Annotated in this window: 21 protein-coding genes; 8 read left to right on the top strand and 13 right to left on the bottom strand. The window is 60.1% G+C overall.

The features are described 5' to 3' along the window. Positions 1-116 precede the first annotated feature (116 nt). From AC3IT6_RS00980 to AC3IT6_RS00970, 3 genes are read left to right on the top strand one after another with little or no spacing between them, the layout of a single operon-like run. Positions 117-926, top strand: coding sequence for a MetQ/NlpA family ABC transporter substrate-binding protein (locus AC3IT6_RS00980; RefSeq protein ID WP_489354001.1), 810 nt, complete (start codon positions 117-119; stop codon positions 924-926). Positions 927-928: 2 nt separating this feature from the next. Continuing rightward, positions 929-2,050 carry a methionine ABC transporter ATP-binding protein gene (locus tag AC3IT6_RS00975; RefSeq protein ID WP_489354000.1) on the top strand — a complete coding sequence of 374 codons (1,122 nt, stop codon included), beginning with the start codon at positions 929-931 and terminating at the stop codon, positions 2,048-2,050. Beyond that, the gene (locus AC3IT6_RS00970; RefSeq protein WP_489353999.1) at positions 2,040-2,684 is read left to right on the top strand and encodes a methionine ABC transporter permease; all 645 of its coding nucleotides are present in this window, start codon (positions 2,040-2,042) and stop codon (positions 2,682-2,684) included. Before AC3IT6_RS00975 ends, AC3IT6_RS00970 begins: the two co-directional genes overlap by 11 nt. A gap of 69 nt (positions 2,685-2,753) precedes the next feature. Here the strand turns inward: AC3IT6_RS00970 and AC3IT6_RS00965 are convergent, their stop codons facing one another. Beyond that, positions 2,754-5,381, bottom strand: a complete 2,628-nt coding sequence (locus tag AC3IT6_RS00965) for an RHS repeat domain-containing protein (protein WP_489353998.1) — start codon at positions 5,379-5,381, stop codon at positions 2,754-2,756. Positions 5,382-5,898: 517 nt separating this feature from the next. Here AC3IT6_RS00965 and AC3IT6_RS00960 point away from each other — a divergent pair. Together AC3IT6_RS00960 and AC3IT6_RS00955 are read left to right on the top strand one after the other, a co-directional pair. Further along, the gene (locus tag AC3IT6_RS00960) at positions 5,899-6,255 is read left to right on the top strand and encodes a DUF6124 family protein (protein WP_489353997.1); all 357 of its coding nucleotides are present in this window, start codon (positions 5,899-5,901) and stop codon (positions 6,253-6,255) included. Between the two features lie 210 nt (positions 6,256-6,465). After that, positions 6,466-7,092 carry a class I SAM-dependent methyltransferase gene (locus tag AC3IT6_RS00955; protein WP_489353996.1) on the top strand — a complete coding sequence of 209 codons (627 nt, stop codon included), beginning with the start codon at positions 6,466-6,468 and terminating at the stop codon, positions 7,090-7,092. 135 nt (positions 7,093-7,227) lie between these two features. On the opposite strand, the gene AC3IT6_RS00950 is transcribed toward AC3IT6_RS00955, so the two are convergent. From AC3IT6_RS00950 to AC3IT6_RS00940, 3 genes are read right to left on the bottom strand one after another with little or no spacing between them, the layout of a single operon-like run. After that, complete coding sequence (locus AC3IT6_RS00950; RefSeq protein WP_489353995.1) at positions 7,228-10,278, bottom strand: efflux RND transporter permease subunit; 3,051 nt, start codon at positions 10,276-10,278, stop codon at positions 7,228-7,230. After that, positions 10,275-11,339, bottom strand: coding sequence for an efflux RND transporter periplasmic adaptor subunit (locus AC3IT6_RS00945; RefSeq protein WP_489353994.1), 1,065 nt, complete (start codon positions 11,337-11,339; stop codon positions 10,275-10,277). Before AC3IT6_RS00945 ends, AC3IT6_RS00950 begins: the two co-directional genes overlap by 4 nt. Then, positions 11,336-12,439 (bottom strand): efflux RND transporter periplasmic adaptor subunit, encoded by a 1,104-nt coding sequence (locus tag AC3IT6_RS00940; protein ID WP_223444199.1) that lies wholly within the window; start codon positions 12,437-12,439, stop codon positions 11,336-11,338. The genes AC3IT6_RS00945 and AC3IT6_RS00940 overlap by 4 nt, the downstream gene beginning before the upstream one ends. Positions 12,440-12,616: 177 nt before the next feature. On the opposite strand from AC3IT6_RS00940, the gene AC3IT6_RS00935 reads away from it, so the two are divergent. Beyond that, a complete protein-coding gene (locus AC3IT6_RS00935) occupies positions 12,617-13,813 on the top strand; it encodes an AAA family ATPase (RefSeq protein WP_489353993.1) in 1,197 nt (398 codons plus the stop codon). Positions 13,814-14,201: 388 nt separating this feature from the next. Here AC3IT6_RS00935 and AC3IT6_RS00930 read toward each other — a convergent pair whose 3' ends face one another. The 6 genes from AC3IT6_RS00930 to AC3IT6_RS00905 form a co-directional block, all read right to left on the bottom strand. Further along, positions 14,202-14,984: a MetQ/NlpA family ABC transporter substrate-binding protein gene (locus tag AC3IT6_RS00930; RefSeq protein ID WP_489317896.1), complete on the bottom strand. Its 783-nt coding sequence runs from the start codon at positions 14,982-14,984 to the stop codon at positions 14,202-14,204. A gap of 162 nt (positions 14,985-15,146) precedes the next feature. Further along, positions 15,147-16,079: a sigma 54-interacting transcriptional regulator gene (locus tag AC3IT6_RS00925; RefSeq protein ID WP_489353992.1), complete on the bottom strand. Its 933-nt coding sequence runs from the start codon at positions 16,077-16,079 to the stop codon at positions 15,147-15,149. A gap of 55 nt (positions 16,080-16,134) precedes the next feature. Next, positions 16,135-16,716 carry an alpha/beta hydrolase gene (locus AC3IT6_RS00920; RefSeq protein WP_223444204.1) on the bottom strand — a complete coding sequence of 194 codons (582 nt, stop codon included), beginning with the start codon at positions 16,714-16,716 and terminating at the stop codon, positions 16,135-16,137. Positions 16,717-16,939: 223 nt separating this feature from the next. After that, positions 16,940-17,341 carry an ExbD/TolR family protein gene (locus AC3IT6_RS00915; protein WP_007972930.1) on the bottom strand — a complete coding sequence of 134 codons (402 nt, stop codon included), beginning with the start codon at positions 17,339-17,341 and terminating at the stop codon, positions 16,940-16,942. Between the two features lies 1 nt (position 17,342). Continuing rightward, positions 17,343-18,068 (bottom strand): MotA/TolQ/ExbB proton channel family protein, encoded by a 726-nt coding sequence (locus AC3IT6_RS00910; protein WP_429387436.1) that lies wholly within the window; start codon positions 18,066-18,068, stop codon positions 17,343-17,345. A gap of 44 nt (positions 18,069-18,112) precedes the next feature. Beyond that, complete coding sequence (locus AC3IT6_RS00905) at positions 18,113-18,913, bottom strand: energy transducer TonB (RefSeq protein WP_489353991.1); 801 nt, start codon at positions 18,911-18,913, stop codon at positions 18,113-18,115. 374 nt (positions 18,914-19,287) lie between these two features. Between AC3IT6_RS00905 and AC3IT6_RS00900 the strand changes: the two genes are divergently transcribed. Beyond that, positions 19,288-19,599: a hypothetical protein gene (locus AC3IT6_RS00900; RefSeq protein ID WP_223444210.1), complete on the top strand. Its 312-nt coding sequence runs from the start codon at positions 19,288-19,290 to the stop codon at positions 19,597-19,599. Positions 19,600-19,652: 53 nt separating this feature from the next. On the opposite strand, the gene AC3IT6_RS00895 is transcribed toward AC3IT6_RS00900, so the two are convergent. Beyond that, positions 19,653-22,013, bottom strand: a complete 2,361-nt coding sequence (locus AC3IT6_RS00895) for a TonB-dependent receptor (RefSeq protein ID WP_489353990.1) — start codon at positions 22,011-22,013, stop codon at positions 19,653-19,655. A 134-nt stretch (positions 22,014-22,147) separates the two neighbouring features. Then, positions 22,148-23,068, bottom strand: a complete 921-nt coding sequence (locus AC3IT6_RS00890) for a TauD/TfdA dioxygenase family protein (protein ID WP_489353989.1) — start codon at positions 23,066-23,068, stop codon at positions 22,148-22,150. A gap of 183 nt (positions 23,069-23,251) precedes the next feature. Between AC3IT6_RS00890 and AC3IT6_RS00885 the strand changes: the two genes are divergently transcribed. Then, entirely contained in the window at positions 23,252-24,172 is a 921-nt protein-coding gene (locus AC3IT6_RS00885; RefSeq protein WP_489353988.1) for a LysR family transcriptional regulator, read from the top strand. Positions 24,173-24,325: 153 nt separating this feature from the next. On the opposite strand, the gene AC3IT6_RS00880 is transcribed toward AC3IT6_RS00885, so the two are convergent. Next, the gene (locus AC3IT6_RS00880) at positions 24,326-25,339 is read right to left on the bottom strand and encodes an ABC transporter substrate-binding protein (protein WP_489353987.1); all 1,014 of its coding nucleotides are present in this window, start codon (positions 25,337-25,339) and stop codon (positions 24,326-24,328) included. Positions 25,340-25,547: the final 208 nt, after the last annotated feature.

The raw sequence follows: 25,547 nt of genomic DNA, 5'->3' as shown, positions 1-25,547 counted from the left end.
CTTCGCGAGCAGGCTCGCTCCCACAGGGGAATGCATTCCAAATGTGGGAGCGGGCTTGCTCGCGAAGAGGCCCTACCAGACACCAAAAAATTAATGCACTGACTGGACTACTCATCATGAAAAAGAACTACCTCTCCCACCCAGTCAAAGCACTGGCCCTGGCCCTCGGCCTGTTCAGCTCGGTGGCCTTCGCCGCCGACGCGCCACTGAAAATCGGCACCACCGCCGCCTTCGCCATTCCGCTGGAAGCGGCGGTCGAAGAAGCCGGCAAACAAGGCCTGAAAGTCGAGCTGGTGGAGTTCAGCGACTGGATCGCGCCGAACGTCAGCCTCGCCGCCGGCGACATCGACGTGAACTACTTCCAGCACATCCCGTTCCTGGAAAACGCCAAGGCTGCGTCGGGTTTCGACCTGGTGCCGTTCGCGCCAGGCATCATCAACAACGTCGGCCTCTACTCGAAGAAATACAAAAGCTTCGACGAACTGCCGCAAGGCGCCAGCGTGGCCATCGCCAACGATCCGATCAACAGTGGTCGTGGCTTGCAGCTGCTGGCCAAGGCCGGCCTGATCACCCTCAAGCCCGGCGTCGGCTACAAGGCCACTGAAGAAGACATCATCGCCAACCCGAAGCACATCAAGATTCTCCAGGTCGAAGCCGTGCAACTGGTGCGTGCTTATGACGACGCCGATCTGGTCCAGGGCTATCCGGCCTACATTCGCTTGTCGAAAACCTTCGACGCGGGCTCCGCGCTGCTGTTCGACGGCCTCGATCACAAGGAATACGTGATTCAGTTCGTGATCCAGCCCAAGAGCAAAACCGACCCGCGTCTGATCAAGTTCGTCGACATCTACCAGCACTCACCGGCTGTGCGTGCCGCACTGGATAAGGCTCACGGCAAGCTCTATCAAGCCGGTTGGGAAAGCTGAACATGACCGCCGCCATCCAACGGCGACTGGAGATTCCAGAGCCGCAAAGCGCCGAGCGCACTGAACTGCATCCCGAACTGAACCATGCCCATGTTCGCTTCATCGGCCTTGGCAAAACCTATAACGGCCAGCAAGGCCCGGTGGCCGCGTTGCACGGCATCGACCTGGCGATCCAGCGCGGCGAAGTGTTTGGCATCATCGGTCGCAGCGGCGCCGGCAAGTCGTCGCTGATCCGCACCATCAATCGCCTGGAACAGCCGAGCAGCGGTCGGGTGCTGATCGATCAAGTGGACATCGGCGAGTTCGACGAAGACCGCCTGGTGGCACTGCGTCGGCGCATCGGCATGATCTTCCAGCACTTCAACCTGATGTCGGCCAAGACCGTTTGGCAGAACGTCGAGCTGCCGCTGAAAGTCGCTGGGGTGCCCAAGGAACAACGCGAACAGAAGGTCCGTGAACTGCTGGAACTGGTGGGCTTGCAGGCCAAACACAAGGCCTACCCGGCGCAGTTGTCCGGCGGGCAGAAACAGCGCGTGGGCATTGCCCGGGCGCTGGTGCACGACCCGGAAATCCTGTTGTGCGACGAGGCTACTTCGGCGCTGGACCCGGAGACCACGCAATCGATCCTCGGCCTGCTGCGCGAGATCAATCAGCGCCTGGGCCTGACCATTGTGCTGATCACCCACGAGATGGCGGTGATCCGTGAGATCTGTGATCGCGTGGTTGTCCTGGAACACGGGCGTATCGCCGAGCAAGGGCCGGTGTGGGAAGTGTTCGGCAATCCGCAGCATGAGGTCAGCAAGACATTGCTGGCGCCGTTGCAACACGCATTGCCCAAAGAGCTGCAAAGCCGTTTGCAGCCGCAGCCAAATTCCTCCGACGCAGCCGTGGTCCTGCGCTTGCAGTTCACCGGCAGCCAACGCGACGAACCGGACCTGGCGGCACTGTTCAGCGCCCTCGGAGGCCGTGTGCGATTGCTGCAAGGCGGCGTGGAGCGGATTCAGGGCCATGCACTCGGGCAACTGCTGCTGGCGGTAACCGGCTCGACTCTCGGTGCCGAGGAATTGCGTCAACGCGCCGGCCATTGGGCGCAACAAGTGGAGGTACTGGGTTATGTGGTTTGATCGCTTGCTGCAGGGTTTCATCGACACGTTCTTGATGGTCGGCGTGTCGTCGTTGATCGCGCTGTTGGCGGGCATTCCGCTGGCGGTGATCCTGGTCACCAGTTCCAAGGGCGGCATCTACCAAGCCCCGGCGCTGAACCGCGCACTGGGTGCGTTCGTGAACCTGTTTCGCTCGATTCCGTTTCTGATTTTGATGGTGGCGCTGATTCCGTTCACCCGATTGATCGTCGGCACCACCTACGGCGTGTGGGCGGCCGTGGTGCCGCTGACCATCGCGGCTACACCGTTCTTTGCGCGCATTGCCGAGGTCAGCTTGCGCGAGGTCGACCATGGATTGATCGAAGCGGCGCAGGCGATGGGCTGCCGGCGCTGGCACATCGTTTGGCATGTGTTGTTGCCTGAGGCACTGCCGGGGATTGTTGGCGGATTCACCATCACCTTGGTCACCATGATCAATTCGTCGGCCATGGCTGGGGCGATTGGCGCCGGTGGGTTGGGGGACATTGCCTACCGGTATGGGTATCAGCGGTTCGATAGCCAGATCATGTTGACGGTGATTGTGTTGCTGGTGGTGTTGGTGGCGGTGATTCAACTCGGTGGGGATCGGTTGGCGCGGGGGTTGAACAAGCGATAAATCATTAAAAGTAATCAGACGGCTGTCATGATGACTGTATTAAAGCGTTAGCTACGGCCACCAGACTTTTTAAGTCGGCGATGTTTTTTTTGAAGCAACATATGTCGCCGCCATTAAATTAAAAACGAAATTACGGCAGGAAACAAAATGAATCTCTTCGTAACTTATATTCTTCCTTGATAAACCTTTGAAAATATCACCTAGCGATATCGTATTATTCGCAAGCAGCAGCCCAATTTTCTTACGATTACGAATGGTAATTACATCAACATGTTCACGATCAACGCCAAACCGGATCTGAGCATAGTCATCGCTTGAGTACTTAGAGAGTGCGTAATTCCTTACCTGACTTTCACTCCCATGCACCTCAAAAAATTCGACTTCATTTCTCATAACGCTGCCCAACCCCGGGTCTTGAAGAGACTTACCCGGTGGGCCATAAAAAACCAACTTCGAGTCTTTCGGAACCTGTGTATATAATTCTGGAAAATAGCCACCGTGAGCAGTAATAACAAGTTTCTTAGCGGGCACCCTTGGTGACTTTTGAAAGAGATAAAAATGCTCACCAAGCCGTATCGCCCCCGACGGTGGATTCGTGTGAGATTGCGATTTTGCCCCCGGACTTGCACTTGGAAAAATTTCAGTTCCTGATTGGGGAAGCAGTGGAATGACCTGAAAGGGCTCGGCAACTTTCGAAACAATAAAAGCATCACTTTCATCACTCGTTTTTTTCATCAAACCATACCGATCGACATGTATAGCTGGTGAGTTTCCGACGAAGCAATATAGATTTAGTCCATCGGTATCGCCTGCCGGATCCGGACTCATCCAGCGCTGCAACCACGGCGCGTAATACCGGTAGCCATAGTAATAAAGCCCAGTCGCATCCCGCTCTTTACCCGAGTAGCGAATGGTCTTGTACTGCGCCACCAGCGCACTTTTGCCCGCCCAGCACGCCGTACCGCCAAAGGGGTAATAGTGCTCCTGGGTCAGCACACCGGCTTCGTCATCCAGTTCCAGGGTGCTGGAACCGAGGTGATCACTGAGGCTGTAGCGCAACTGGTCGTTGTGCGCACCTTCGGGCCAGTGCAGCGCCCGCACGTTGCTGCGCCCGGCTTCGACGCTGATGACGTGGTGTTCTTCGCCATCGGCCTGACGGTGAATTTCCAGACCGGGGAGGTAACGGACTTCGCTGCGCAGGGTGCGGCCGCTGCGGTGGGTGAATCCCGCTTTGCGCAAGCGGTGGCCGGGGCGGTCATAGCGGTAGCATTCGTAGTCGTCGGGCTCGGTTTCGCGTTTGACCAACGTCACGCGGCTCAATTGATTGCGGGTGTCCCAGAGCATGGCTTGCCCGCGTTGCAGCTCCCGTTGATTGCCACCGGCATCGAAACCCAAGGCGATTTCAGGCTCGCCCGGCAGCGAGCCGTCGTCCCGTTGCGCCAGGCTGCGGTTGCTTCGCGCCGAGGTAAACATCGAAAACCCGGGCGCATCGCGGTGCTGGCGGGTGATCAAATTCCCGGCCCGATCGTACTCGAAGCGCTGGGTGTAATTGCGCCGCTGATTGGGGTCCAGCGGCGTGGGCAGCAGTGTCGGCAGGGTCGGGCCATGGCTCGGCTGGCTGACCTCCCAGCCCTGGGCTTCGACCAGTTGATACAGGCTGTCGTAGCGGTAGCGGTTGATCGGCTCGATGCGCTGGTTGTTGAAATGGCTGACGGCTTGGGACTCGTCGTGCAGTTTGACGATATTGCCCGCCGGGTCGTAGACGTAGTTCAGGTCTTGCAAGGGCTTCTGGTTCCCGACCGCCGCCATCAGCCGGGTCAGCCGGCCGTCTTCGGCAGCGTATTCGGCGTGGGTCAGCACGCCATTGCCGGCGGTTTCGCGTTCGACCTGAGCCTGGGCGTTGTAGCGGATGTCGCTGACCAAGGATTGCGGCGACTGTCCTACTCCGGCCAATTGCAGCCAGGCCTCACTCGGTTTGCCCGCCACGTCGTAACCAAAGGTGCGAACGTTGCCCATGGCATCGGTTTGTTCCTGAAGCTCACCGTCGGGATTGACAATGTGACGGGTAATGAATGATTGATCTTCCAGATACTCATCTCTGGCATCGAAATCGGGCGGCCAGTCGGGTGTTTCAAGCTCGAGGAGCAAGCGTTGCGCTTCAACCAGTGCTGAACCGGCGAGCCCATAGTCAGCAGCCCAGTGTGTCCCTGCCGGATGGTCATGGCGGATCATCTGTCCGCACTGGTTGCGCGCTGCGTACGCGGGTTCGGAGCCACCATAGGTCAAGCGTTCCACCACACAAGGTCGTTCCCCCGCGCCCTGTTCCGTGACGGTGATCGGTCGCTGTTGTTCGTCGAACTCGGTGTGACGCTGACTGCCTCGTGCATCCCAAAACGAGAGAGGTAACCCAACCTGGTCCGGCAAACTCAACTGCCACCCGGCATCGACGCTGTCCGTCAACAACGGTTGGCCACTCAAGCCGTAGACCGTGGTCAGGTTCGGCTTCGGCGCCGTGCCCCACAACCGTGGGTCCCACGATTCGACCAAGCGCCCCGCCACGTCGAAGCGTTGCCGGGTGATGCGTGGATCAATCTCCGGGCTGTCGGGATGGCGGCAATAGCCCACGCTGCGGACCGTCAGGACGCGTGGATCGATGACCGACAGCGTTGGTGTCGCGGTGTGGTGGTGAGCGTTCACGGCAATGACGGTCCTTCGCTTTGACTGAGGACAGACTGGGCCTTTTTTGACCGGGCCGAAACTGTAAGAAGTAACAGGTCGGCGCCTGTGAAATCGCCATCGTCGGAACGCCGCCCGACAAGCCCCCTCGCCACAAAAGCTCCTTCGCCGCAGGTGATCACGGGCTTCCAGAGGGAAGTTTTCGTACAGGAAAATCAGCGGTTTTGCAGGCCTGTTCCCTTTCTTTTGCAGGACATTTCCTAGATCATTTCGCTCGCTTGCGCCTGCCGAATTCCGTGACTAGTCTCGGTCCGTCACTGCTTATCAGTGATCGGGTTTAGTCGCCCGGATTTTACTAGGCGTACAGCGTCACCTCATTTCAGGTTCTACTGCCTGAACGTTATGGTGGCTGTGCGCAGGGCACCTTCGGGTGCGCCGGGTAGCCTAGTGACCGGTCGACTAACCTGTGCGCAGCCGCCACCCCTGATCGTTTAGTCGCGATATCGGTTGGCTCCCATTAGCACTAGGAGTTTTACCAATGACGAAATCAGTACCCGATCCACCACCCGAAAACCCCTCCAACGAAACCGGCACTGAAGACCCTCTCAGGGATCGATCAGCGCTCTACCGCGCCATTGATTTCTACCTCACCGGCGATCAGCCCGCAGCGCCCGATGAACTGCGTTTCTACAACGTCAGCAAAGACGTGAGTTTTGAAGACACCCAACTCTATGTCGCCGACCTGCTGCGTTGTGCTTCGGTCACGGCGTATCAGTGTGGCGATCAACTCAAGGGTGCCGACCGGGCGATGGTGTACTCGATCTGGCATTTGCTGGAGATTGCCAAGGCGATGGTGGATCACTCCATTGAGTGTTTGGGGATGAAAAAAAGTTGAGTCAGACTTTAGTAATCCGTTGTCAGTGATGCAGCTTTCGCGAGCAAGCCCGCTCCCACATTTGATTTCTGGCGAACACAAACCAATTGTTCGGCGCGGTCAAATGTGGGAGCGGGCTTGCTCGCGAATGGCTCGGGCCGCGGTCGGACGAAGCAGCCCCCAACCTGATGGCGTATATTCGGTAAATCCAAATTCCCTGCGCAGCCGACCATGAAGCAAACACCCGACGACCTCGAACAGATCACCTCCACGACCCTCGGTCACTACAACGCGGTCGCTGAGGACTTCCGTGAAGGGACGCGCGATCACGATGTCAGCCAGAACATCGATGCCCTGTTGCGCCATATTCAGGGCGAGGCGCCTTTCGACATTCTCGATTTTGGCTGCGGGCCGGGTCGGGATTTGCAAACCTTCACCCATATGGGCCACAAGGCGATTGGGCTCGACGGTTCGGAAAAATTCGCGCAGATGGCCCGTGCAGACAGCGGCTGCGAGGTGTGGCAGCAGGACTTCTTGAAGCTTGATCTGCCAGCCGAGCGTTTCGACGGGATTTTTGCCAACGCGGTGCTGTTTCATGTTCCGCGTCAGGAATTACCACGGGTGTTGAAGCAGTTGTGGGGAGCGCTGAAACCAGGTGGCGTGTTGTTCAGTTCCAATCCCCGTGGCGAGAATCAGGAAGGCTGGAATGGGCCGCGTTATGGGTCGTATCACGACCTGGCGGCCTGGCAGCATTTGTTGATCGAGGCGGGGTTTGTGGAGCTGGAGCATTACTACCGGCCGGCCGGGCTGCCGCGGGAGCAGCAGCCTTGGTTGGCGAGTGTCTGGCGTAAGGTGTAATGCCAACAAATTTGCAGCGTTTGTTCTGACGTCTTCGCGGGCAAGCCCGCTCCCACAGTTGACCGAGTTGTTCAGGAATACTCGGTTCCCTGTGGGAGCGGGCTTGCCCGCGAATAGAGCGCGAAGCGCTCGCCCTTACTGCGCCTCTTTCTTCGGCTCGCGAATCTTGTACCAGGCCACATACAGCGCCGGCAAAAACAGCAGCGTCAGCAAGGTGGCGATGACGATCCCACCGATCATTGCGTAGGCCATCGGCCCCCAGAACACTTCCCGGGCAATCGGGATCATCCCCATGCTCGCCGCCGCAGCGGTCAGCAGGATCGGCCGACGTCGGTGTTCGGTGGCTTGCACCACCGCATCCCACGGCGCGTAGCCCTTCTGCTCGTACTCTTCGATCTGGGTCACCAGGATCACCGAGTTACGGATGATGATACCGATCAGCGCCAGAATCCCGAGGATCGCCACGAAGCCCATCGGCGTGCCCGTCGGCACCAGCGCGATCACCACGCCGATCAGCCCCAGCGGCGCAACGCTGGCTACCAGGAACAGCTTCTGCACGCTGTGCAGCTGGATCATCAGGAAGGTCGCCATCATGAACAGCATCAGCGGCACAACCTTGGCAATCGGGCCCTGGGCCTTGCCGCTTTCCTCCACCGTACCACCGGTGGCGACCTTGTAGCCCGCCGGCAGTTTGGCAGCGAAAGCGTCGATGGACGGCTTGAGGATTTTCACCAGGTCCGTCGGCTGGATCTCGTCGCGTATCGCCGCCTTGATGGTGATAGTCGGCAGGCGATCCCTACGCCATACCAACGGCTGCTCCAGTTCGTAGCGCACCGTGGCGAATGCCAGCAGCGGAATCGACGTGCCGCTAGGCGTGACGATTTGCAGGTTCTGCAGGGTTTCCGGCGTACCGCGTTCGGAATCCACCGCGCGCCCGACCACGTTGATCAGGTAAATGTCGTCATCGACCTGGGTCACCGTCTGGCCGCTGACGATGCCGTTCATCAGGTTGGCCACATCCTCGGAAGACAGCCCCAACTGCCGCGCCTTGTCCTGGGCGATGTCGATGCGCAGGACTTTGCCCGGCTCGTTCCAGTCGTAGATGATCTCGCCAATGTGCGGGTTCTTGTCCAGCTCAGTGGCCAGGTCGATGGCATGTCGGCGCACCTGGTCGATGTCCTTGCCGCTGACCCGGTACTGGATCGGACGCCCTACCGGCGGGCCCATTTCCAGTGCCTGGACATAACCGCCGATGCCGACGAAGTCGTTGCGCAAGCGCTCGCGAAGCTTCTGCATCATGGCTTCACGGGTATGGCCTTTGCTGACGATCACCAACTGCGCGTAGAACGGGTTTTGCAGTTGTTGGTCCAGTGGCAGATAGAAACGGATCGCGCCCTGACCGACGTAGGTGCTCCAGCGCACGATGTCCGGATCGTCTTTGAGCGTGGCCTCGAGGCGATCGACGGCTCGGCGGGTTTCGTCGAGCGAGGCGTTTTGCGGCAGGTTCAGGTCGACCAGGATTTCCGGGCGGTCCGAGGACGGGAAGAACTGGTTCTGCACGTAACGCATGCTGAACACCGCCAGTACAAAGCACAGCACGGTGATGCCAATGGCCCACCAGCGATTGCGCATGCACCACAACAGCCCGCCGTTGAACGCCTTGCCGATACGCCCGGGTTCGCCTTCGTGGGGTTTCACCTTGGTGCTGAGAATGTGCACGCCGATCACCGGCGCAAACAGAACCGCCACCACCCACGACACCAGCATCGCGCAGGCGATCACCGCAAACAGGGTGTAGGTGTACTCACCGGCGGAGCTGGCGTTCAAGCCGATCGGCACGAAGCCCGCCACCGTCACCAGCGTACCGGTGAGCATCGGGAACGCCGTGGAGGTGTAGGCGAACGTGGCCGCCTGCTCCTTGGTCTCGCCCATTTCCAGGCGCGTGACCATCATTTCCACGGTGATCATCGCATCGTCCACCAGCAGGCCGAGGGCGATGATCAGTGCGCCGAGGGAAATCCGCTGCATGGTGATGCCGCTGTATTCCATGAACACGAACACCATCGCCAGCACCAACGGGATCGAGCACGCCACCACCAGCCCGGCGCGCACGCCGAGGCTGACGAAGCTGACCAGCAGCACGATCACCACCGCCTCGAACAAGGCACTGGTAAAGCCGCCGACGGCCTCTTCCACCACCACGGCCTGGTCGGACACGTTGTAAATGCCGACACCCACCGGCAGGTCGGCGGTCAACTGGTCGATACGGGCGTGCAGGGCCTTGCCGAACGCCTGGACGTTGCCACCCGTCTGCATGGCAATCGCCAGGCCGATGGCCTGTTTGCCGTTGTAGCGGAATTCCGGCGAGGCCGGATCGACATAGCCGCGACTGATTTCGGCAATGTCGGCCAGACGATAGTAGCGGTCGTTGAGCTTGAGGTTGACCTCGGCCAGGTCTTTCTCCGAAGCGAACTTCCCTGAAGTGCGCACCGAAATCCGCTCCGGCCCGGCCTCAATGACACCCGCCGGGGTCACGGCGTTCTGGCTTTGCAGGCTCTGCACCACCTGACGCTCATCGATGCCCAGCGCTGCGAGTTTGCGTGTGGAGAAGTTCAGGTACAGCACTTCATCCTGCTGGCCGACCATTTCGATCTTGCCCAGCCCCGGCACGCCGCGAATTTCCATGCGCGCCTGTTCCACGTAGTCGCGCAACTGACGCAGGGTCAGGCCGTCGGCGGTGAAGGCGTAGATCGAGCCGAAGACGTCACCGAACTCGTCGTTGAACGACGGCCCCTGTATGCCTTGCGGGAACTGGTATTTGATGTCGTTGATCTTCTTGCGTACCTGGTACCAGATCTCCGGGATGTCCTTGGCGCTGGTGGTGTCGCGCAGGTACACGTACACCGTGGATTCACCGGGGCGCGTGTAGCTTTTCACATAGTCGAGGGAGTCGAGCTCTTCGAGCTTTTTCTCGATCCGGTCGGTGATCTGCTTGAGGGTTTCCTCCTGGGTCGCCCCCGGCCATTTGCTCTGGATCACCATGGTTTTGATGGTGAACGAAGGGTCTTCTTCGCGCCCCAGGTTGAAATACGAGAACACACCCATCAGCAATGCGACGAACATCAGATACCAGATGAACGACTGATGCTTGAGGGCCCATTCCGAGAGGTTGAAAGGCCCTTTCATTGACTGTCCTCATCGACTTTCACTTGTTGCCCCGGTTTGAGGCTGTTCACACCGGCACTGACCACCCGCTCGCCGTTCTTCACGCCGCCAGCCAGCACCACGGTGCTGTCGGTACGGCTGATCACCTGGATGTCACGGGGAGAGACGGTTTTACTCTGAGCATCAATCACCCAGATGCGTGGCTTGCCATCGACCTCCTGCAGCGCGGTGACCGGCAACTCGATGCGCGGCTTGATCGCCGAACTCAGGGTGACGCTGATGGCCGTACCCAGGCGAAAGCCGGGCGGCGTTTCGGCCAGGGTCAGGCGGGCGCGACGGGTGCGTGTGGCGCTTTGAGCCTTAGGTTCGATTTCGCGGATGATGGCGGTGCTGTTGATGCTCGGATCAAGTTGCGCAGCGACCAGGAACACCACATCGCTGGGCAGTTGATCGACCAGGGTATCCGGCAGGTCGATCACCGCCTCCTTGATGTCCGGTTGCGCCAGGGTCACCACTTGCTGACCGGCCGACACCACTTGCCCGGCCTCGGCACTCCACTGGGTGACCACGGCTTTATGGTCGGCGCGCAACTCGGTGTAGCCCAGTTGGTCCTTGCTCTGGTTGACCGCCGCCCGGGCCTGATCGAGTGAGGCCTGGGTGGTTTTCAGGTCCGTGTTGGCCTCGTCAAGTTGCGCTTGCGCACCGACCCCACGGTCAAACAAGGCTTGCTGACGCTGGGCCGTGGCCTTGGCGTTGATCAGTTGCGCCTGGATTTTCGACAGATCGCCCTGGGCCGAGCGCAATTGGTTCTGCTGGTCGGAAGGATCGAGGGTGGCGAGCAGCGTACCCTTCTCCACCTCGGTGCCGACATCGACGTTACGGCTGGCGATTCGCCCGCCCACACGGAAGCCGGTATCGGTTTCATAACGCGCCTGGATGCTGCCGGCGAAGCGGCCCAGATCCTCTTCGTTCAAGGTCTGGACCTTGATCGACAGCACCGGCCGTACCGGCGCCGGCGGCGGTTCGCTTTCAGAACAGGCGCTCAGCACCAGCCCGATGGACAACGCCCATAAAGGCTTCATGGCTTGGCTCCCCACGTCAGATCCTTGTAAGTGTTTTCGGCAATCTCGACTTCCATGTCCGGGTGCAAGAGTTGTCCGCCCGCGATGATGACTTTGTCCCCGTCCTTCAACCCGTCGCTGATGATGACCTTGCCGGTCAGGTAGCGGCTGACCGTGACCGAATGCAATTGGGCCTTGCCCTTGTCGTCGACAATCCAGACAGCGGGGACACTGATGTTTTTGGTCAGCGCCGACCACGGCAACTCGATGACCGACTTGCCTGATCCCCTGGCCGTGGCACTCACCACCGAGCCCAGTTGCATGCCGTCTGGCAGTTTGTCGAGGCCGACCTTGACTTGCACGGTGCCGGATTGCGCCGACACCGCGGGGGTGACTTCGCGCACGGTGCCGGTGGTTTTGATCGCCGGGTTGTCGAGCAGACTGAGGACGATGGTTTGATCTTTCGGCTTCTCGGCCAGCAGTGATTCATAGACGTTGAACACCGCATCCCGGTCGCCGTCACGGGCCAGGCTGAAGACCGGCATGGTCGCCTGCACCACCTGCCCGACTTCGGCCTGACGCTCGGTAATGATCCCCGGCGCATCGGCGATCAGTGCCGTATAGCTCAACTGATCCTTGGCGTTGGCCAACTGCGCCTGGGCAGCGCTCAAGGCACTCTGACTACTGTGCAAGGCTGCCTGGGCCGAGTCGTATTCGCTCTGGCTGGTGTAGCCCTTGGGCAGCAATTTTTGCTGACGCACGAACGCCGCCGCACTCTGCGTCACCCGCGCCTGCTCGGCGACGACTTGCGCCTGTGCCGAATCGACATTGGTCTGCAAATCCTTCGGGTCGAGCCGGGCCAGCACTTGCCTGGCTGTCACTCGATCACCGACGTCAACCGAACGCTGGATGATCTTGCCACCCACACGAAAAGACAGCTCCGTCTGTATCCGTGCCTGGATATCACCGGTGAGGGTAACCGAGGCCGCGTAATCCGCCGGCTTGACGACTTGCACGAACACCCGTGGCAGATATTCCTGCACGGGTTTTTTCTCGTCGCAAGCCGTCAGCAGGGTGACGACACTCAAGGCCATTACTACTTTCAATCCGGGAACCACCATGCAAACTCCTTGGCCTTTTTCATGTACAACACGACAGAGAGCTTAGAACAGGATCTAAACCTTGCACGAGCGTCTTATGAAGAAAAAGTTCGCACCTTTTAAGCCCTGAAACACTTGCCATAGACGCCTGTGCATGCCTGACAATGAGCCCCGGTCGATCCCGCCTCAGGAACCCACATGCTCAAGACTCTCGCGGTGGCCAACTACCGCTCGATCAACAAACTGGTGATCCCGCTGGGCCGGTTGAATCTGATCACCGGCCCCAACGGCAGCGGCAAATCCAACCTGTACCGTGCGCTACGCCTGCTGGCGGAAACCGCCCACGGCGGCGTGGTCAACGCCCTGGCCCGTGAAGGAGGCCTGGATTCGACCTTCTGGGCCGGCCCGGAAACCATTTCCCGGCGCATGCGCACCGGCGAAGTCGCCATCGAGCCCACCGTGCGCCAGGGTGTCAAACGCCTGCGCCTGGGGTTTGCGGGAGAGGATTTCGGCTACTCGATCAGCCTCGGCCTGCCCGATTCCAATGGCCATTTCATGCTGCCCGGACGCAGCACGCCGATACCGTCTTATTTCAGTCTCGACCCGCAAATCAAACGCGAATGCCTGTGGGCCGGGGCGTTCTATCGCCCGGCCAGTCTGCTGGTTGATCGTGACGGCCCGATGATCCGTGCCCGCGCCGATCGCAAGTGGGATGTATTGGCGCAACACACGCCGACATTCGACAGCCTGTTCGATCAGGTCGGTAGCCTGCGCACTTCGCCGGAAGTGTTGGAGATGCGCGAGTTCATCCGCCGCTGGCGCTTCTACGATCACTTTCGCAGCGATGCCGACGCCCCGGCGCGTCAACCGCAACTGGGCACCCGCACGCCGGTGCTGCATCACGATGGACGCGACCTGGCGGCGGCCTTGCAGACGATCATCGAAATCGGCGATCCCGAGGCTTTGCGGGCGGCGATCAGCGACGCCTTCCCTGGCGCACGACTGAACATCGAACCACTGCCGGGTGGACGTTTCGCCATCGAGTTCTTTCAGGAAGGTTTGTTGCGGCCGCTGTCGGCCGCCGAGTTGTCGGACGGAACGTTGCGATATCTGCTGTTGGTCGCGGCGCTGCTGACGCCACGCCCGCCGACGCTGATGGTGCTGAACGAGCCGGAAACCAGCCTGCATCCGGATCTGCTGCCGGCGTTGGCACGCTTGATCATCCGCGCTTCCGAGCAGTGCCAGGTGTGGGTGGTGTCACATGCCCGGCGCTTGATTTCGGCCTTGCAGCAGGACCCCGACTGCAACTGCATCGTGCTGGAGAAAAATCTTGGCCAGACCGGGATCGTGGGCCAACGCATGCTGGATGAGCCGGCATGGTATTGGCCGGATTGAGCGGTGCCTGATTTGCCGGGGCAATGGAAGACGTCTATTTTTCCTTGCACCGTAGGAAGGATCTTTTTTTCGAAACACAGCGCCAAGGACGAACCACTTTTGGCCAGACTCCCGGGCAAAATCTCACAAGGACGAGAACATGGCAGACGAACAAACGCCGCAACGGCTGGATCCGCAGGACATTCTGAAATTATTGATGGCGTTGCGCAGGGCGTTGAAGGCCGGACCGGTCTAAGCAACCCCAAGGTTAAACGGCTCTTTGTGGCGAGGGGGCTTGTCGGATCGCCACAAAAGCGTCCTCGCCACTAGTAAACCGACACACATAAAAAAACGCCGACGCTAAATCAGCCGTCGGCGTTTGAAACCTTGAAGGGGTTTGCTTCGCGAATCAGAACGCCGGCAGTACCGCGCCGCTGTACTTCTTCTCGATGAAGGCTTTCACTTCCGGACTGGTCAGGGCCTTGGCCAGTTTCTGGATGGCAACGCTGTCCTTGTTGTCCGGACGGGCCACCAGGTAGTTCACGTAAGGCGAATCGGCACCTTCAATGATCAGCGCGTCTTTCGCCGGGTTCAGGCCCGCTTCCAGCGCGTAGTTGGTGTTGATCATGTCCAGGTCGACCTGATCCAGCACACGCGGCAACATGGCCGATTCGAGTTCCTTGAACTTGAAGTTGTGCGGGTTCTTGGCGATGTCTTTCGGAGTCGAGACGGCGTTTTTCGGGTCTTTCAACTCGATCAGGCCAGCCTTCTGCAGCAGGATCAGGGCACGGCCGCTGTTGCTGCCTTCGTTCGGGATGGCGATGGTCGCGCCGTCTTTGAGCTCAGCCAGGCTTTTGACTTTCTTCGAGTAACCGCCGAAGGGTTCAACGTGAACACCGATCACGGTTTCCAGGTGAGTGCCTTTGCCTTCGTTGAAGCTCTTCAGGTACGGCAGGGTCTGGAAGTAGTTGGCGTCCAGACGCTTCTGGTCGACCTGCACGTTCGGCTGCACGTAGTCGGTGAAAACCTTGATTTCCAGGTCCACGCCTTCTTTGGCGAGGGTTGGCTTGATCAGTTCGAGAATCTCGGCGTGTGGCACCGGGGTCGCGGCAACCACCAGTTTCTCGCCAGCCTGGGCCAGGCCCGTGGTCAGGGCAGCCGCCAGTGCGGTGAACAACAGAACCTTTTTCATGCAGTGTCCTTATCGAAAATCACAGTCGCTTGTGGCGACGGCTTGAATATGAGAGTGCCAGTGAAGTGCTATCGCTGGCGTGAAGCGGACAATACCGGGATTTTTTATTCCCGAACAATAACGTTTATTCAGCTTCATATTCCATTTTGTTCATACAGAGCTTTAAAGCGTCTGCGTCAGGCTTTCCAGCAGGCGTTTGAGTGCCGAACGCTCGCTGTAAGTGCCGTTTTTGCTTGTATAAACAATGTGTTGCTCGATTTTTTCCAGCGAAATCGAGGGCTCCGGCAGGTTCAGATGCTCCGGCAAAATCTCGTCGCCCGTACTCACCAGCAGCGCAAAGTGAATGATGTTTTCCAGCTCCCGGGTATTACCCGGCCAACTGTGGCGTTCGAGCACAAGCTGCGCCGCTTCGCTGATCAGCGGCACTGGCAAGTCGAGGCGCTGGCTGTAGATCCCGAGGAAGTATTCGGCCAGCGACAGGATGTCACCCGTGCGCTCGCGCAGTGCCGGCAGTTCGAGCTGGCCTTCGCTGAGGTAGTGATAAAGCCGTTCATGGAATTTTCCGGCGGCAACCGCCTGGGCCAGATCGATGCTGGTGGCCGCCACCAACCGCACATCCACCGGGCTTGGCTGCTGGGCACCGACGCGGGTGACTTCGTGGTTTTCCAGCGCTGCGAGCAGTTTGGTCTGGATCGGCAGCGGCAGGTCGCCGATTTCGTCCAGGTACAGCGTGCCGCCGTTGGCCGAACCGAACCACCCGGCACGACTGCTCGCCGAGCCGCTGTAACTGCCGGCGGCATAGCCGAACAACTCGGCGTCGGCGTAGGTCGGGCTGATGGCCCCGCAGTTGACCGATACGAACAATCCGCCGCGATCACTGGCGCGGTGGATATGGCGGGCCAGCAATTCCTTGCCGGTGCCGGTTTCGCCACGAATCAGCACGGACGCTGAGCGCGTGGCCAGTTGCTCAAGGTCTTCACGTAATTGCCGTGACCGTGGATCGACAAACACCAGTGCCTTGGCGCGAATGCTCAGGGGACTTTTTTCGGCATCGGGAAAGGTCAGCAGCGGCTGACCGAAGGTTTCAAAGCTCATGGCAGACTCCCGCCCAAAACCGCCGGGAGACGGGGGCGTTAAATAAAAAAAGTGTTCAAGCGCGGCGCAGGGCGTGGTGTTCCATGCGGTTTTGCAGGCGATAGAGATAAGCAAAACCCTGCTCCCAACGCTGGTGACCGGACTTCACGTTGATATGCCCTGCCCCCGCCAGAATCCCCGCTTCGGCGCCCCAGTGGCGCGCCAGTTCCAGGGCTCGCGGAGCACTGACGGCGCTGTCGTTGTCGGAGCTGACGATCTGGCTCGGGAATGGCAGCAGATCCGTCGGAATCGGCGCGAAGTTGCGCAAGGCCGGCGCGCAGGCCGGGCGTTCGACGTCTGCCGGCGCGACGAGCAAGGCACCGCGCACTTGACGCAAAAACTGCACGGGGGCGCTCGCCGCCCAATGGGCGACGGTGATGCAACCCAGGCTGTGGGCAATGAGAATCACCGGCGTGCTGTCGGCGGCAATCGCCTCGGCCAGCGCCGCGACCCAGTCTTCACGGCGCGGCGTCAGCCAGTCGGCCTGTTCCACCCGTGCGCTGTTCGGCAGGCTGTTCTGCCAGTGGCTTTGCCAATGATCTTCTGGCGATCCTTGCCAGCCCGGCACAATCAGGTAGCGAATTGATTCGTTGCGCATGGGGGAGCTCTCCTGCTGCGTGTCTGTTCCCGGTCGAGTATAGGGAGAGGATTTATATTCGTTAAGGAATAAGAAGATATTTGTTAAGAACTGTATCGAATATTAACCACCATCAACTGTGGGAGCGGGCTTGCTCCCACAGGGGATTAGTGGTGCTGCTGAAATCGAGGCAAAAAAAGGGCCGCACCCTGCCAAGGAGACGGCCCCGGAAAACGAAAATCTGTTAACGCGCAGTAATCACCGACAACTTGGTAATCCCTGCCCGCTCGATCGACGCCATGGCCCGCGCCACTTCGCCGTAATTCACCCCATCGTCCGCCTGCAACTGCACGCGCACCTCGGGGTCCTTGGCCTTCGCCGACTTGAGGTTGAACTCCAGCAAGTCCGGCTGTATCTCGTCCTTGTTGATGAACAGTTTGCCGGCACCGTCGATGCTCACCACCAACGGGTCTTTCTGCTCCACCGGCGCCACCGCTTCGGTCTTGGGCAGGTTGATCGGAATCGCGTTGGTCAGCAGCGGTGCGGTGACGATGAACACCACCAGCAACACCAGCATCACATCCACCAACGGCGTCACGTTGATCTCGCTGAGCACCTCATCGGTGTCTTGCGTGGAGAAGGCCATATCAGGACGCCTCCTTCACTTTCTGCGCATTGCCCTGGGCTGCCGCCTTGTGCGCCGTCGGATGGATCAGCACACGGAACGAACTCTTCTGCGCCAGGCTGTAGAAGTCGTGGGCGAAGTCATCCAGGTCCGCCGCTGTCAGTTTCAAACGACGCAAAAAATAGTTGTAAACCAGCACCGCCGGCACCGCGACGGCGATCCCTACGCCGGTGGCGACCAGTGCCGCGCCAATCGGCCCGGCGACCGTTTCAAGGCTTGCCGAGCCTGCCGCGCTGATGCCTTTCAACGCCTCCATGATTCCCCACACCGTGCCGAACAAACCAATGAACGGCGAGGTGCTGCCAATGCTCGCGAGCACCGCCAACCCGGTTTCCAGCGACCGGCGCTCACGCACGATCTGCTGACGCAAGGCACGCTCCAGACGATCCTGATGATTGATCGCCTGGCTCAAGTCCGCCGCCTGCGGCGTCTCGCCCACCTGGATTGCCGCATAACCGGCCTGTGCAACCCGGGCTGCCGCCCCGGGCCGGGTTTCGCTCAGTTCGGCCGCCGAGTCGAGACTCGAAGCGGCCCAGAACTGTTGATGAAACTTTCGATCCTGTGCCTTGAGGCGACCGAACTGCACGCCCTTGAGCAATGCCAGCCCCCAGGTCGCGACGGAAAAAACCACCAGCAGCCAGATCACCGCGCTTTCGATGGATTCAAGTGGAGATGCCAGTAACGTCATGGTGTATTCCTCGTGTAAACGTTTCGCGCGAATTTGGTTTCGGTTTAATGAATCTTGAAATCGATGGGCACGCTGACCCAGCCGTCCCGGGCGACATCACCCTGCTTGGCCGGCACGAAACTCCAGCGTTTCACTGCGTTCAGCGCGGCTTCGTCCAGCGCATCGCGACCGCTGCTTTTCTGGAGCTGGATCTCGCCGGGCTTGCCGCTGGCCAGCACATGCACGCGCAACAACACCGTGCCTTCCCAGCCGCGACGCTGGGCCAGCGAGGGGTATTCCGGCGCCGGGTTTTTCAAGTAGCCGGCGGTGGCGGAGGCTGGTGTCACAGGTGCGGGCGCAGGTGGCGCCGGGGCCGCGACAGGCGCTGCCGGTTGTGGCGGCGCAGGTGGTTGCTCAACGGCTTTTGGCGCCGGTTTCGCTATCGGTTTGGCGACCGGTTTGGGCTTGGGAACCGGCTTCGGTGGAGGTGGCTTCACCGCCAGTTCGTCTTCCACAGGAGGAGGCGGCTCCACCACAGGCTGGACAGGTTGCGGTGGCGGCGGCTCGACCACCGGTGGCGCCGGACGCGAGAACTCGATGGTCATCGGCGGAATCTGCGGTGGCACGATGGGCAGCACGGTGGTCGGTTGCTGATTGAGCCAATAGATCACCGCGCCATGCACCAGCAACGCCAGCACGCCCAGCACGATCGCTTCCCGCCGGCGAAGGACGCCCTTGGGCGCGCGCTGCAAACGCAACTGGCCCAAGGGCACCCGGTGCGGTCGGCCGAGGTCGACCAACTCACCACCGGGTGCCTGGCGCCACAGTACTTCATGTGCACCGGCGGCGGTCTGGACATTGCCCATTGTTTAACTCCCTGCGGTCTCTTTGCGGATTAGCGAAACGTCGTGCTCAACATCCCCCACACGACAGGTCACTGGGTGAATCATTGGTCGGCACGCTTATCTCCGAAAGTAATTTTTAAAGTTAAAAATAGAACCAAAGCGAATAACAGAAATGCTCGAATGGCTGCACGCCTGATTCCGCAAGGCGTCTGGCCAGGGGCCTGCAACCACATGCTTACAAGGCATGGAAAATATTCTCGGCAGGCATGCTTTTTGGCAGCTTTCGGCAAACGCACATGCCCCCTTACAACCGCAACATTGCTAAAACGCCACCGCCCGTTTTAGAACGACAAGCGATGTACCCACACCAATCAATCAACTCAGGATGAGTACCCATGACATTCACTACCCGGCCATTGATCTGCATGGCGCTGTTACTGGCGCCACTCTCGATTTTTGCGGCCACCCCCAAGGACACGGGAGCGATTGAGCTCGAGATCAGAAACAAGACCAGCTACCCGATCAACGTCTTCCAGGGAAAATGGAAAGGCGTCGTATTGCCGGATGAACGCTTTCAGACCCAGGATTTCAAAGACGCAACCCTCACCCTTTCCACTTCCACGCCCGAAGCGGCCATCAGGTTTGTTTCACTGAGCAGCGGCAAGGGCTGCAAAGCGCAAACCTGCGTCCTGATCACCGGCAACTGAGGCAACTGCCTCCTGCGGCCATCCCTGGATAGTCGCAGAAGGTCCCGGGTTGCTCAGAAGTCGTATCGACCGGTCACGCCCAGCGTCCGCGGTGTGCCGAGCAGGCCTTCATAACCACCATTGGCGGCTGTCCAAAGCGTCGTGTAGTAGGTTTTGTCGAAGGCGTTTTTCAGCCACAGCGAAACGTCCCACTGCCCCTGGTTGAAGTCGCCGCGAAGGCCGGTGGACAGGTTGACCACCGCATAACTCGGGATCTGCCCGAAGTCGGAATCTTCCACCGTGCCCACCGCTTTGGAGCGGAACGCATAGCTGGCGGTGACGTACTCTTCGAAGCCGTTGCTCAGGTTCCATTTGTATTCGCCGTTGGCGTTGCCGATCCATTTCGAAGCACCGACCACTTGATGGCCGCTGAGGTCGCAGGACGCTGGAGCACCCGGCGCCAGGCTGACCTCCGGCGGGCACGGCGCGTCCTTGTAGGAGAGGTAGCTGACGTCGTTGTACGAGCCATTGATGTTCAGCGTCAGGCCGCGCAACGCAAGCAAAGTGCTTTCGAACTCCACGCCACGGGAGCGCACGGAGCCGGCGTTGGTCAGGTATTGCACGCGGTTGACGTCGTCGAAGGCGTTGGTCTGATAGCCGTTGACCTGGGTCCAGAACAGGTTGGCGTTGAGTTGCAGGCGACGGTCCCACAGGGTGCTCTTGAAACCGAGTTCGGCGTTGTTGGCGCGCTCGGTGCCGATCAGCAGCGAATCGGCACCGGCCACCGGTGCCGTGCCGACGGCCAGATTGACCCCACCGGATTTTTCGCCATGGGACAACGTGGCATAGGTGAGCAGGTCGTCGGTGAGGCGGTAGCTGAGGTTTAACAGGCCCGAGGGACTGGAGCTGTACTGGTTCAGATCGCCCGAATCGAAGACGCCGGCGCGAGCACGTCGTGCCGCAGCCGCCGCACCGGTGACCGCGGCACCACCGGCCGGTGCATCACGGGTCACCCTGGCGTTTTTCTCTTCATAGGTGCCGCGCAACCCGGCGGTGAAATCCAGGCGTTCAGTCAGGTGCCAGGTGCCTTGGGCGAACAGCGCGAAGCTGTTGGTTTCGATGTGACCGTTGCCGACGCTGTCGATGTTGTTCAGTGCACCGTTGGGCGTGCCATTCCAGATGTCCGCTTGCGGGCCGTAAAAGGTGAAGGATTTGTTGTCCAGGTCGGAACCGAAGTAATAGGCGCCGAGCACGTAATCGAAGAATCCACCGGCAGGCGACGCCAGGCGAAACTCCTGGGAATACTGCTTATCCTCCACCGAAACGCCGGCATTGAAGAAGGTGGAGACGTTCAGGCCGTCATCATTGCGCGGGGTGAAATTCCACCAGCGATAGGAGCTGATGGAGGTCAGGGTGAAGTCGCTCGGCAACGTCCAGTTGGCCTCGACCGACGTGCCGCCCTGATGCACGGTGACATGCTGGTCGTTGTTCAGGTTCACCTTGCGGTGCGTGCCGTCGACCAGTGTCGCGCCCGCCGCATTGGCCCGCGATTGATAGAGATTGGAGCCATTGATGGTCGGCCCGGTGTTGAACAACACACGGGTGCCGGCGCTGGAATCTTCTTCGTTGTAGTCGCCGATCCAGCGCAGGCTGAATGACTCGTTCGGTTTGAAAAGCAGCTGCCCGCGAAAGCCGTCGCGGGAGCCGCCGTTCAACTCGTGGCCGTCGAACTCGTTCTTGATATCGCCATCGCTGCGGGTGCGATACGCGGAAAAGCGTCCGGCCAGTTCGTCATTCAACGGGCCGGAAATCGTGCCCTTGGTCTGGAAGTAGCCGTCCTCGCCCACTGAAGATTCGATGCTGCGTTCAGGGGTAAAGGTCGGCGCGCGGGTGCTGATGTTGATCACGCCGGCGGTGGTGTTCTTGCCGAACAAGGTACCTTGCGGACCGCGCAGCACTTCGAGCTGCTCGATGTCCATCAGGTCGAACACGGCCATGCCGGGGCGGCCGAGGTAAACGTTGTCGATGTACAGGCCGACACTGCCTTCCAGGCCATCGCTGGCCGGGTTGTTGCCCAGGCCACGGATCGACACGCTGGACTGACGCGCATGCATGTAGGCGACGTTGACGCTGGGCACCAGCTGCTGCAGATCCTGGATGCGATAGACCCGCTGGATTTCCAGGGTCTGGCCGCTGACCACGCTCATCGGCGTCGGCACATCCTGCGAACTTTCTTCGCGGCGGCGAGTGGTGACCGTCACGGTTTCCAGTTGTGCGCTGTCGGCCGTGGCGGTTTTTTTGGGGGTGGTTTCAGGGGGCGTGCTTTCGGCCGCATAGCCCTGGCTCCAACTGGCGCTGCCGGCCAGCAATAGCGCGAGAGGCAGGCGTTTGAGCCGTTGGGGTGAAGAAGTTGAAGCGACGTGCAACGGACTCATAAGGCGAGTTTCCCGATCAAATTAAATGCTTTGTTGCTTGCCAGGCCGCCATCGCGAGCAAGCTCGCTCCCACACTGGTCCTGAGAACTCCGAAGATCCCCTGTGGGAGCGAGCTTGCTCGCGAAGGCGTCAGGTCAGACGCCGTCGATATCCGGCCCTTTCACCGTCTGGCTGACCTGCCCATTCACACCCACCGCCACCTCACCCTTGAGCGTCACCCGCCGCACGATGCGGTCCTGGGTCCCGTAGTCATCCACCGCGTAATGCTGGGTGGAGCGGTTGTCCCAGATCGCCACATCACCGGCCTTCCAGCGCCAGCGCACGATGTTTTCCTGGCGGATCACATGGCTCTGCAACAGACCGAACAGGTGTGCCGAATCGGCCTGGGAATAGCCCTTGATGCGTTTGACGAAATGCCCCAGCAACAGGCTCTTCTCACCGCTGAGCGGGTGCACGCGGACCACCGGGTGTTCGGTCTCGTAGACGGTCGAGGTGAAGATCTTGCGATAGCGCTCCAGCTTCTCGGCCGAGACGTCAGGCCGGGTGCCGGCGTAATCGTATTCGTTGCTGTGCACGGCGATCAGTTTGTCGGCCAGCTCACGCAGCTCCGCCGACAACCCGTCGTAGGCGGTGGCGGTGTTGGCCCACAGGGTGTCGCCGCCGAAAGCCGGGGCCACCACCGAGCGCAGGATCGAGGCTTTTGGGTAGGCTTCGACGAAGGTCACGTCGGTGTGCCACGAGCTGGCTCGCTGGCCCTCGGCGCCGTCCAGTTCCAGCAGAAAACGCGTGCCTTCGCGCACCGGTACGGTCGGGTGCGCCACCGGTTCGCCGAGCAGGTGGGCGAACGCCTCCTGACGCTGATCGTCGAGCAGGGTCTGCTCGCGGAAGAAGATCACTTTGTATTGCAGCAGTGCCTGTTGAATGGCTTCAACAGTGGCGGCATCCAGCTCGCCGGAAAGCTGTACGCCACGAATTTCGGCACCGATGCGACCGGCCACCGGATGGATTTCAAGCGCGTGAACAGCGGGTTGTACTGCGAAAGCGGCATTGCTCATGGGTAGACCCTCATCAGACTGCTTGCGGTTGAACCGGCCGCGAAACACTGCTCTATCTATATTCTATTTAGATCTAATAGATACATACATGCTTCGTTGACGGAATAAGAGGTTGCATTTAAAACCTCAGTCAACCCTCGTCGCAAATGCCTTCGAGCTATTTTTAGGATGCCGGAAAAGCATATGGATCTTCGCCAGTTGCGTTACTTCATCGCCCTCGACGAACACCGCAGTTTCGTGCGCGCAGCCGAGGCCATGGGCATTACCCAGCCGGCCTTCAGCCGCAGCATTCAGGGGCTCGAACACGAGTTCGGCTGCGTCCTGGTGGACCGTGGCAACAAGGATTTGCGCCCCACCCCCGAAGGCCTGGTGGTGCTGCAACATGCCCGCAGCCTGGTGCAGGGCGCGGCGTTGCTCAGCTGCGAAGTGACGCAGATGACCAAGCTCGATGCCGGTGAACTGCGCTTCGGTTGCGGTCCGGCACCGGCGGTGAAACTGGTGCCGGATGCGGTGGCGCAGTTCATCAATGCGCACCCGAAAGTGCGCACCTGTTTCGAGGTGGATAACTGGGAAAAACTCAGCCGCGCCCTGAGCCGCGAGGAGATCGAGTTCTTCATCGCCGACATCCGCCATTTCGAGTCCGACCCGAACTTCCAGACCCAGGCCCTGACACCCAAGCGCGGTGTGTTTTTCTGCCGGCCGGGGCACCCGCTGCTGGCCAAGGAGAGCCTGTCGACCAACGACATGTTCGATTACCCGCTGGCAACCACGATGATCCCGCCGGGCATTCGCAAACTGCTGGCGAACCTCAGTGGACGGGTGGATTTTTCGCCGACCATCGAGACCGAACATTTTCCGGCGCTGGTGAAAGTGGTGCTGCAATCGAATGCGATTGGCGTGGGGACCGAGGAGGCGTTTGTTGAAGACATCACACAGGGTTCACTGGCGCTGCTGCACTGGCGCAATTTGCCGCAGAACATCGAGAGCATGAATGCACGGTGCGGGATCGTCAGTCGCACCGGGTTCCGGTTGTCGCCGGCGGCGCGGGCGATGATCGAGACGTTGGTGGCGGTGGACAGGCAGCAGATCAGCGTCGCGGTTTAGGGCCTCTTCGCGAGCAAGTCGGATCGCCGCACCGCCGCTCCCACATTTGATTTCCAGCGAACACAAAATTTGTGTGCGCCGCAGAACCGGTGTGGGAGCGGCGGTGCGGCGATCCGACTTGCTCGCGAAAGCGTCCGCATAGACGCTTGAGATTCAAAGCTTCGCCGCAACCAACTCCGGAGCCACCCAATCACTGACCTTGAATGGCTTGCGAATCAACTTCTGCTGCGAAGCCAGGTCCACGGCATCCTGCAACTTGCCGAGGAACACCGGGTCAAGCGTCGAGGGGAAAACATCGCTCAGCTTCTGATCCTTCAGATCCTGCGTGAGGATCACCGCCGGATAATTCGCCAGCCCCGACACCAACTGAATGTAGGCGTCCTTGTTGCTGTCCTGGGTCAGCCACTCCACGGCCTGCTGCTGGGCCTTGAGCAGTTTCGCCACCGCCTCCGGATGCGCATCGACAAACTTCCCTGTCCCTATCAGCACCGCCTGCACACTGCCAGCACCGCCCAGATCCTTGGTATTGAGCGGCAACTCGGCCAGCCCCTTGGCTTGCAACGCCGTCAGCCCGGAACCACCCCACGAGGCATCGATCTGCTTCGCCGCCAGCGCCGCGACCGCCGCGTTGAAGTCGAGGTTGATGACTTTCACATCCTTCTCGCTCAATCCCTGGCTGGCCAGCGCCGCATCGAAGGACAGCTGGCTGGCGGTGCCACGGAAGATCGCCACGCGCTTGCCCTTGAGGTCCTGCAGGGTCTTGATCCCCGAACCCGGCACCACGCCGAGGTAATGCTTCACCCCCCGCGCAGAGGCGCTGAGCAGTCGCGTATCCAGGCCATTGGACTTGCCGATGATGGCCGCCAGATCGCCGAGGTATGCCAGGTCAACCTGACCGTTGGCGAACGCCTCGTTGATTACCGGGCCTGCGCCCTTGAAGAAGCTCCACTGAATCTTGATGCCTTGATCGGCGAAAGCCTTTTCGAAGATCTGTTGATCACGCAGCACATCCACGACACCGCCACCACTGTGCTGGGTACCGGCACTCAGGTCCGGCACGGCGATGCGGATTTCCTTGAGCTCACCGGCGCTGGCCGTGAAAGCCAGCAGCCCCGCCAGGGCCGGTGCGGCGAACAGACTGATGACGCGTTTGAAGGGAAGGTTCATGGGTGCGGCTCCTTAGGGCAACGGGCGTGAGGAGCCGAAAGTAGGCCGAAGTGGAACCAACACTTAAATACTATAAATTCACATTTTTAGACCATTTAGATCTATATCAATCCCTTCGGGCTTCAAGAGCGTGTATGCAAAAACGGCATCAAAAATATTCTTCGAATGCATTGGATGCGGGTGTAACGGTAGGCCTTAAATGAACCCG

The sequence above is a fragment of the Pseudomonas sp. KH_017 genome, assembly GCF_057840285.1.
Note: the sequence above shows the minus strand (reverse complement) of the source record. Positions and strands in the feature narration are given on the sequence as shown.

What these genes read in the sequence shown, in the direction of transcription:
- AC3IT6_RS00925 (WP_489353992.1), bottom strand. Translation starts at nt 16,079, where the DNA reads ATGAGCTTTGAAACCTTCGGTCAGCCGCTGCTGACCTTTCCCGATGCC.
- AC3IT6_RS00955 (WP_489353996.1), top strand. Translation starts at nt 6,466, where the DNA reads ATGAAGCAAACACCCGACGACCTCGAACAGATCACCTCCACGACCCTC.
- AC3IT6_RS00930 (WP_489317896.1), bottom strand. Translation starts at nt 14,984, where the DNA reads ATGAAAAAGGTTCTGTTGTTCACCGCACTGGCGGCTGCCCTGACCACG.
- AC3IT6_RS00970 (WP_489353999.1), top strand. Translation starts at nt 2,040, where the DNA reads ATGTGGTTTGATCGCTTGCTGCAGGGTTTCATCGACACGTTCTTGATG.
- AC3IT6_RS00945 (WP_489353994.1), bottom strand. Translation starts at nt 11,339, where the DNA reads ATGAAGCCTTTATGGGCGTTGTCCATCGGGCTGGTGCTGAGCGCCTGT.
- AC3IT6_RS00950 (WP_489353995.1), bottom strand. Translation starts at nt 10,278, where the DNA reads ATGAAAGGGCCTTTCAACCTCTCGGAATGGGCCCTCAAGCATCAGTCG.
- AC3IT6_RS00905 (WP_489353991.1), bottom strand. Translation starts at nt 18,913, where the DNA reads ATGGGCAATGTCCAGACCGCCGCCGGTGCACATGAAGTACTGTGGCGC.
- AC3IT6_RS00960 (WP_489353997.1), top strand. Translation starts at nt 5,899, where the DNA reads ATGACGAAATCAGTACCCGATCCACCACCCGAAAACCCCTCCAACGAA.
- AC3IT6_RS00915 (WP_007972930.1), bottom strand. Translation starts at nt 17,341, where the DNA reads ATGGCCTTCTCCACGCAAGACACCGATGAGGTGCTCAGCGAGATCAAC.
- AC3IT6_RS00920 (WP_223444204.1), bottom strand. Translation starts at nt 16,716, where the DNA reads ATGCGCAACGAATCAATTCGCTACCTGATTGTGCCGGGCTGGCAAGGA.
- AC3IT6_RS00975 (WP_489354000.1), top strand. Translation starts at nt 929, where the DNA reads ATGACCGCCGCCATCCAACGGCGACTGGAGATTCCAGAGCCGCAAAGC.
- AC3IT6_RS00910 (WP_429387436.1), bottom strand. Translation starts at nt 18,068, where the DNA reads ATGACGTTACTGGCATCTCCACTTGAATCCATCGAAAGCGCGGTGATC.
- AC3IT6_RS00980 (WP_489354001.1), top strand. Translation starts at nt 117, where the DNA reads ATGAAAAAGAACTACCTCTCCCACCCAGTCAAAGCACTGGCCCTGGCC.
- AC3IT6_RS00935 (WP_489353993.1), top strand. Translation starts at nt 12,617, where the DNA reads ATGCTCAAGACTCTCGCGGTGGCCAACTACCGCTCGATCAACAAACTG.
- AC3IT6_RS00880 (WP_489353987.1), bottom strand. Translation starts at nt 25,339, where the DNA reads ATGAACCTTCCCTTCAAACGCGTCATCAGTCTGTTCGCCGCACCGGCC.
- AC3IT6_RS00895 (WP_489353990.1), bottom strand. Translation starts at nt 22,013, where the DNA reads ATGAGTCCGTTGCACGTCGCTTCAACTTCTTCACCCCAACGGCTCAAA.
- AC3IT6_RS00890 (WP_489353989.1), bottom strand. Translation starts at nt 23,068, where the DNA reads ATGAGCAATGCCGCTTTCGCAGTACAACCCGCTGTTCACGCGCTTGAA.
- AC3IT6_RS00940 (WP_223444199.1), bottom strand. Translation starts at nt 12,439, where the DNA reads ATGGTGGTTCCCGGATTGAAAGTAGTAATGGCCTTGAGTGTCGTCACC.
- AC3IT6_RS00885 (WP_489353988.1), top strand. Translation starts at nt 23,252, where the DNA reads ATGGATCTTCGCCAGTTGCGTTACTTCATCGCCCTCGACGAACACCGC.
- AC3IT6_RS00900 (WP_223444210.1), top strand. Translation starts at nt 19,288, where the DNA reads ATGACATTCACTACCCGGCCATTGATCTGCATGGCGCTGTTACTGGCG.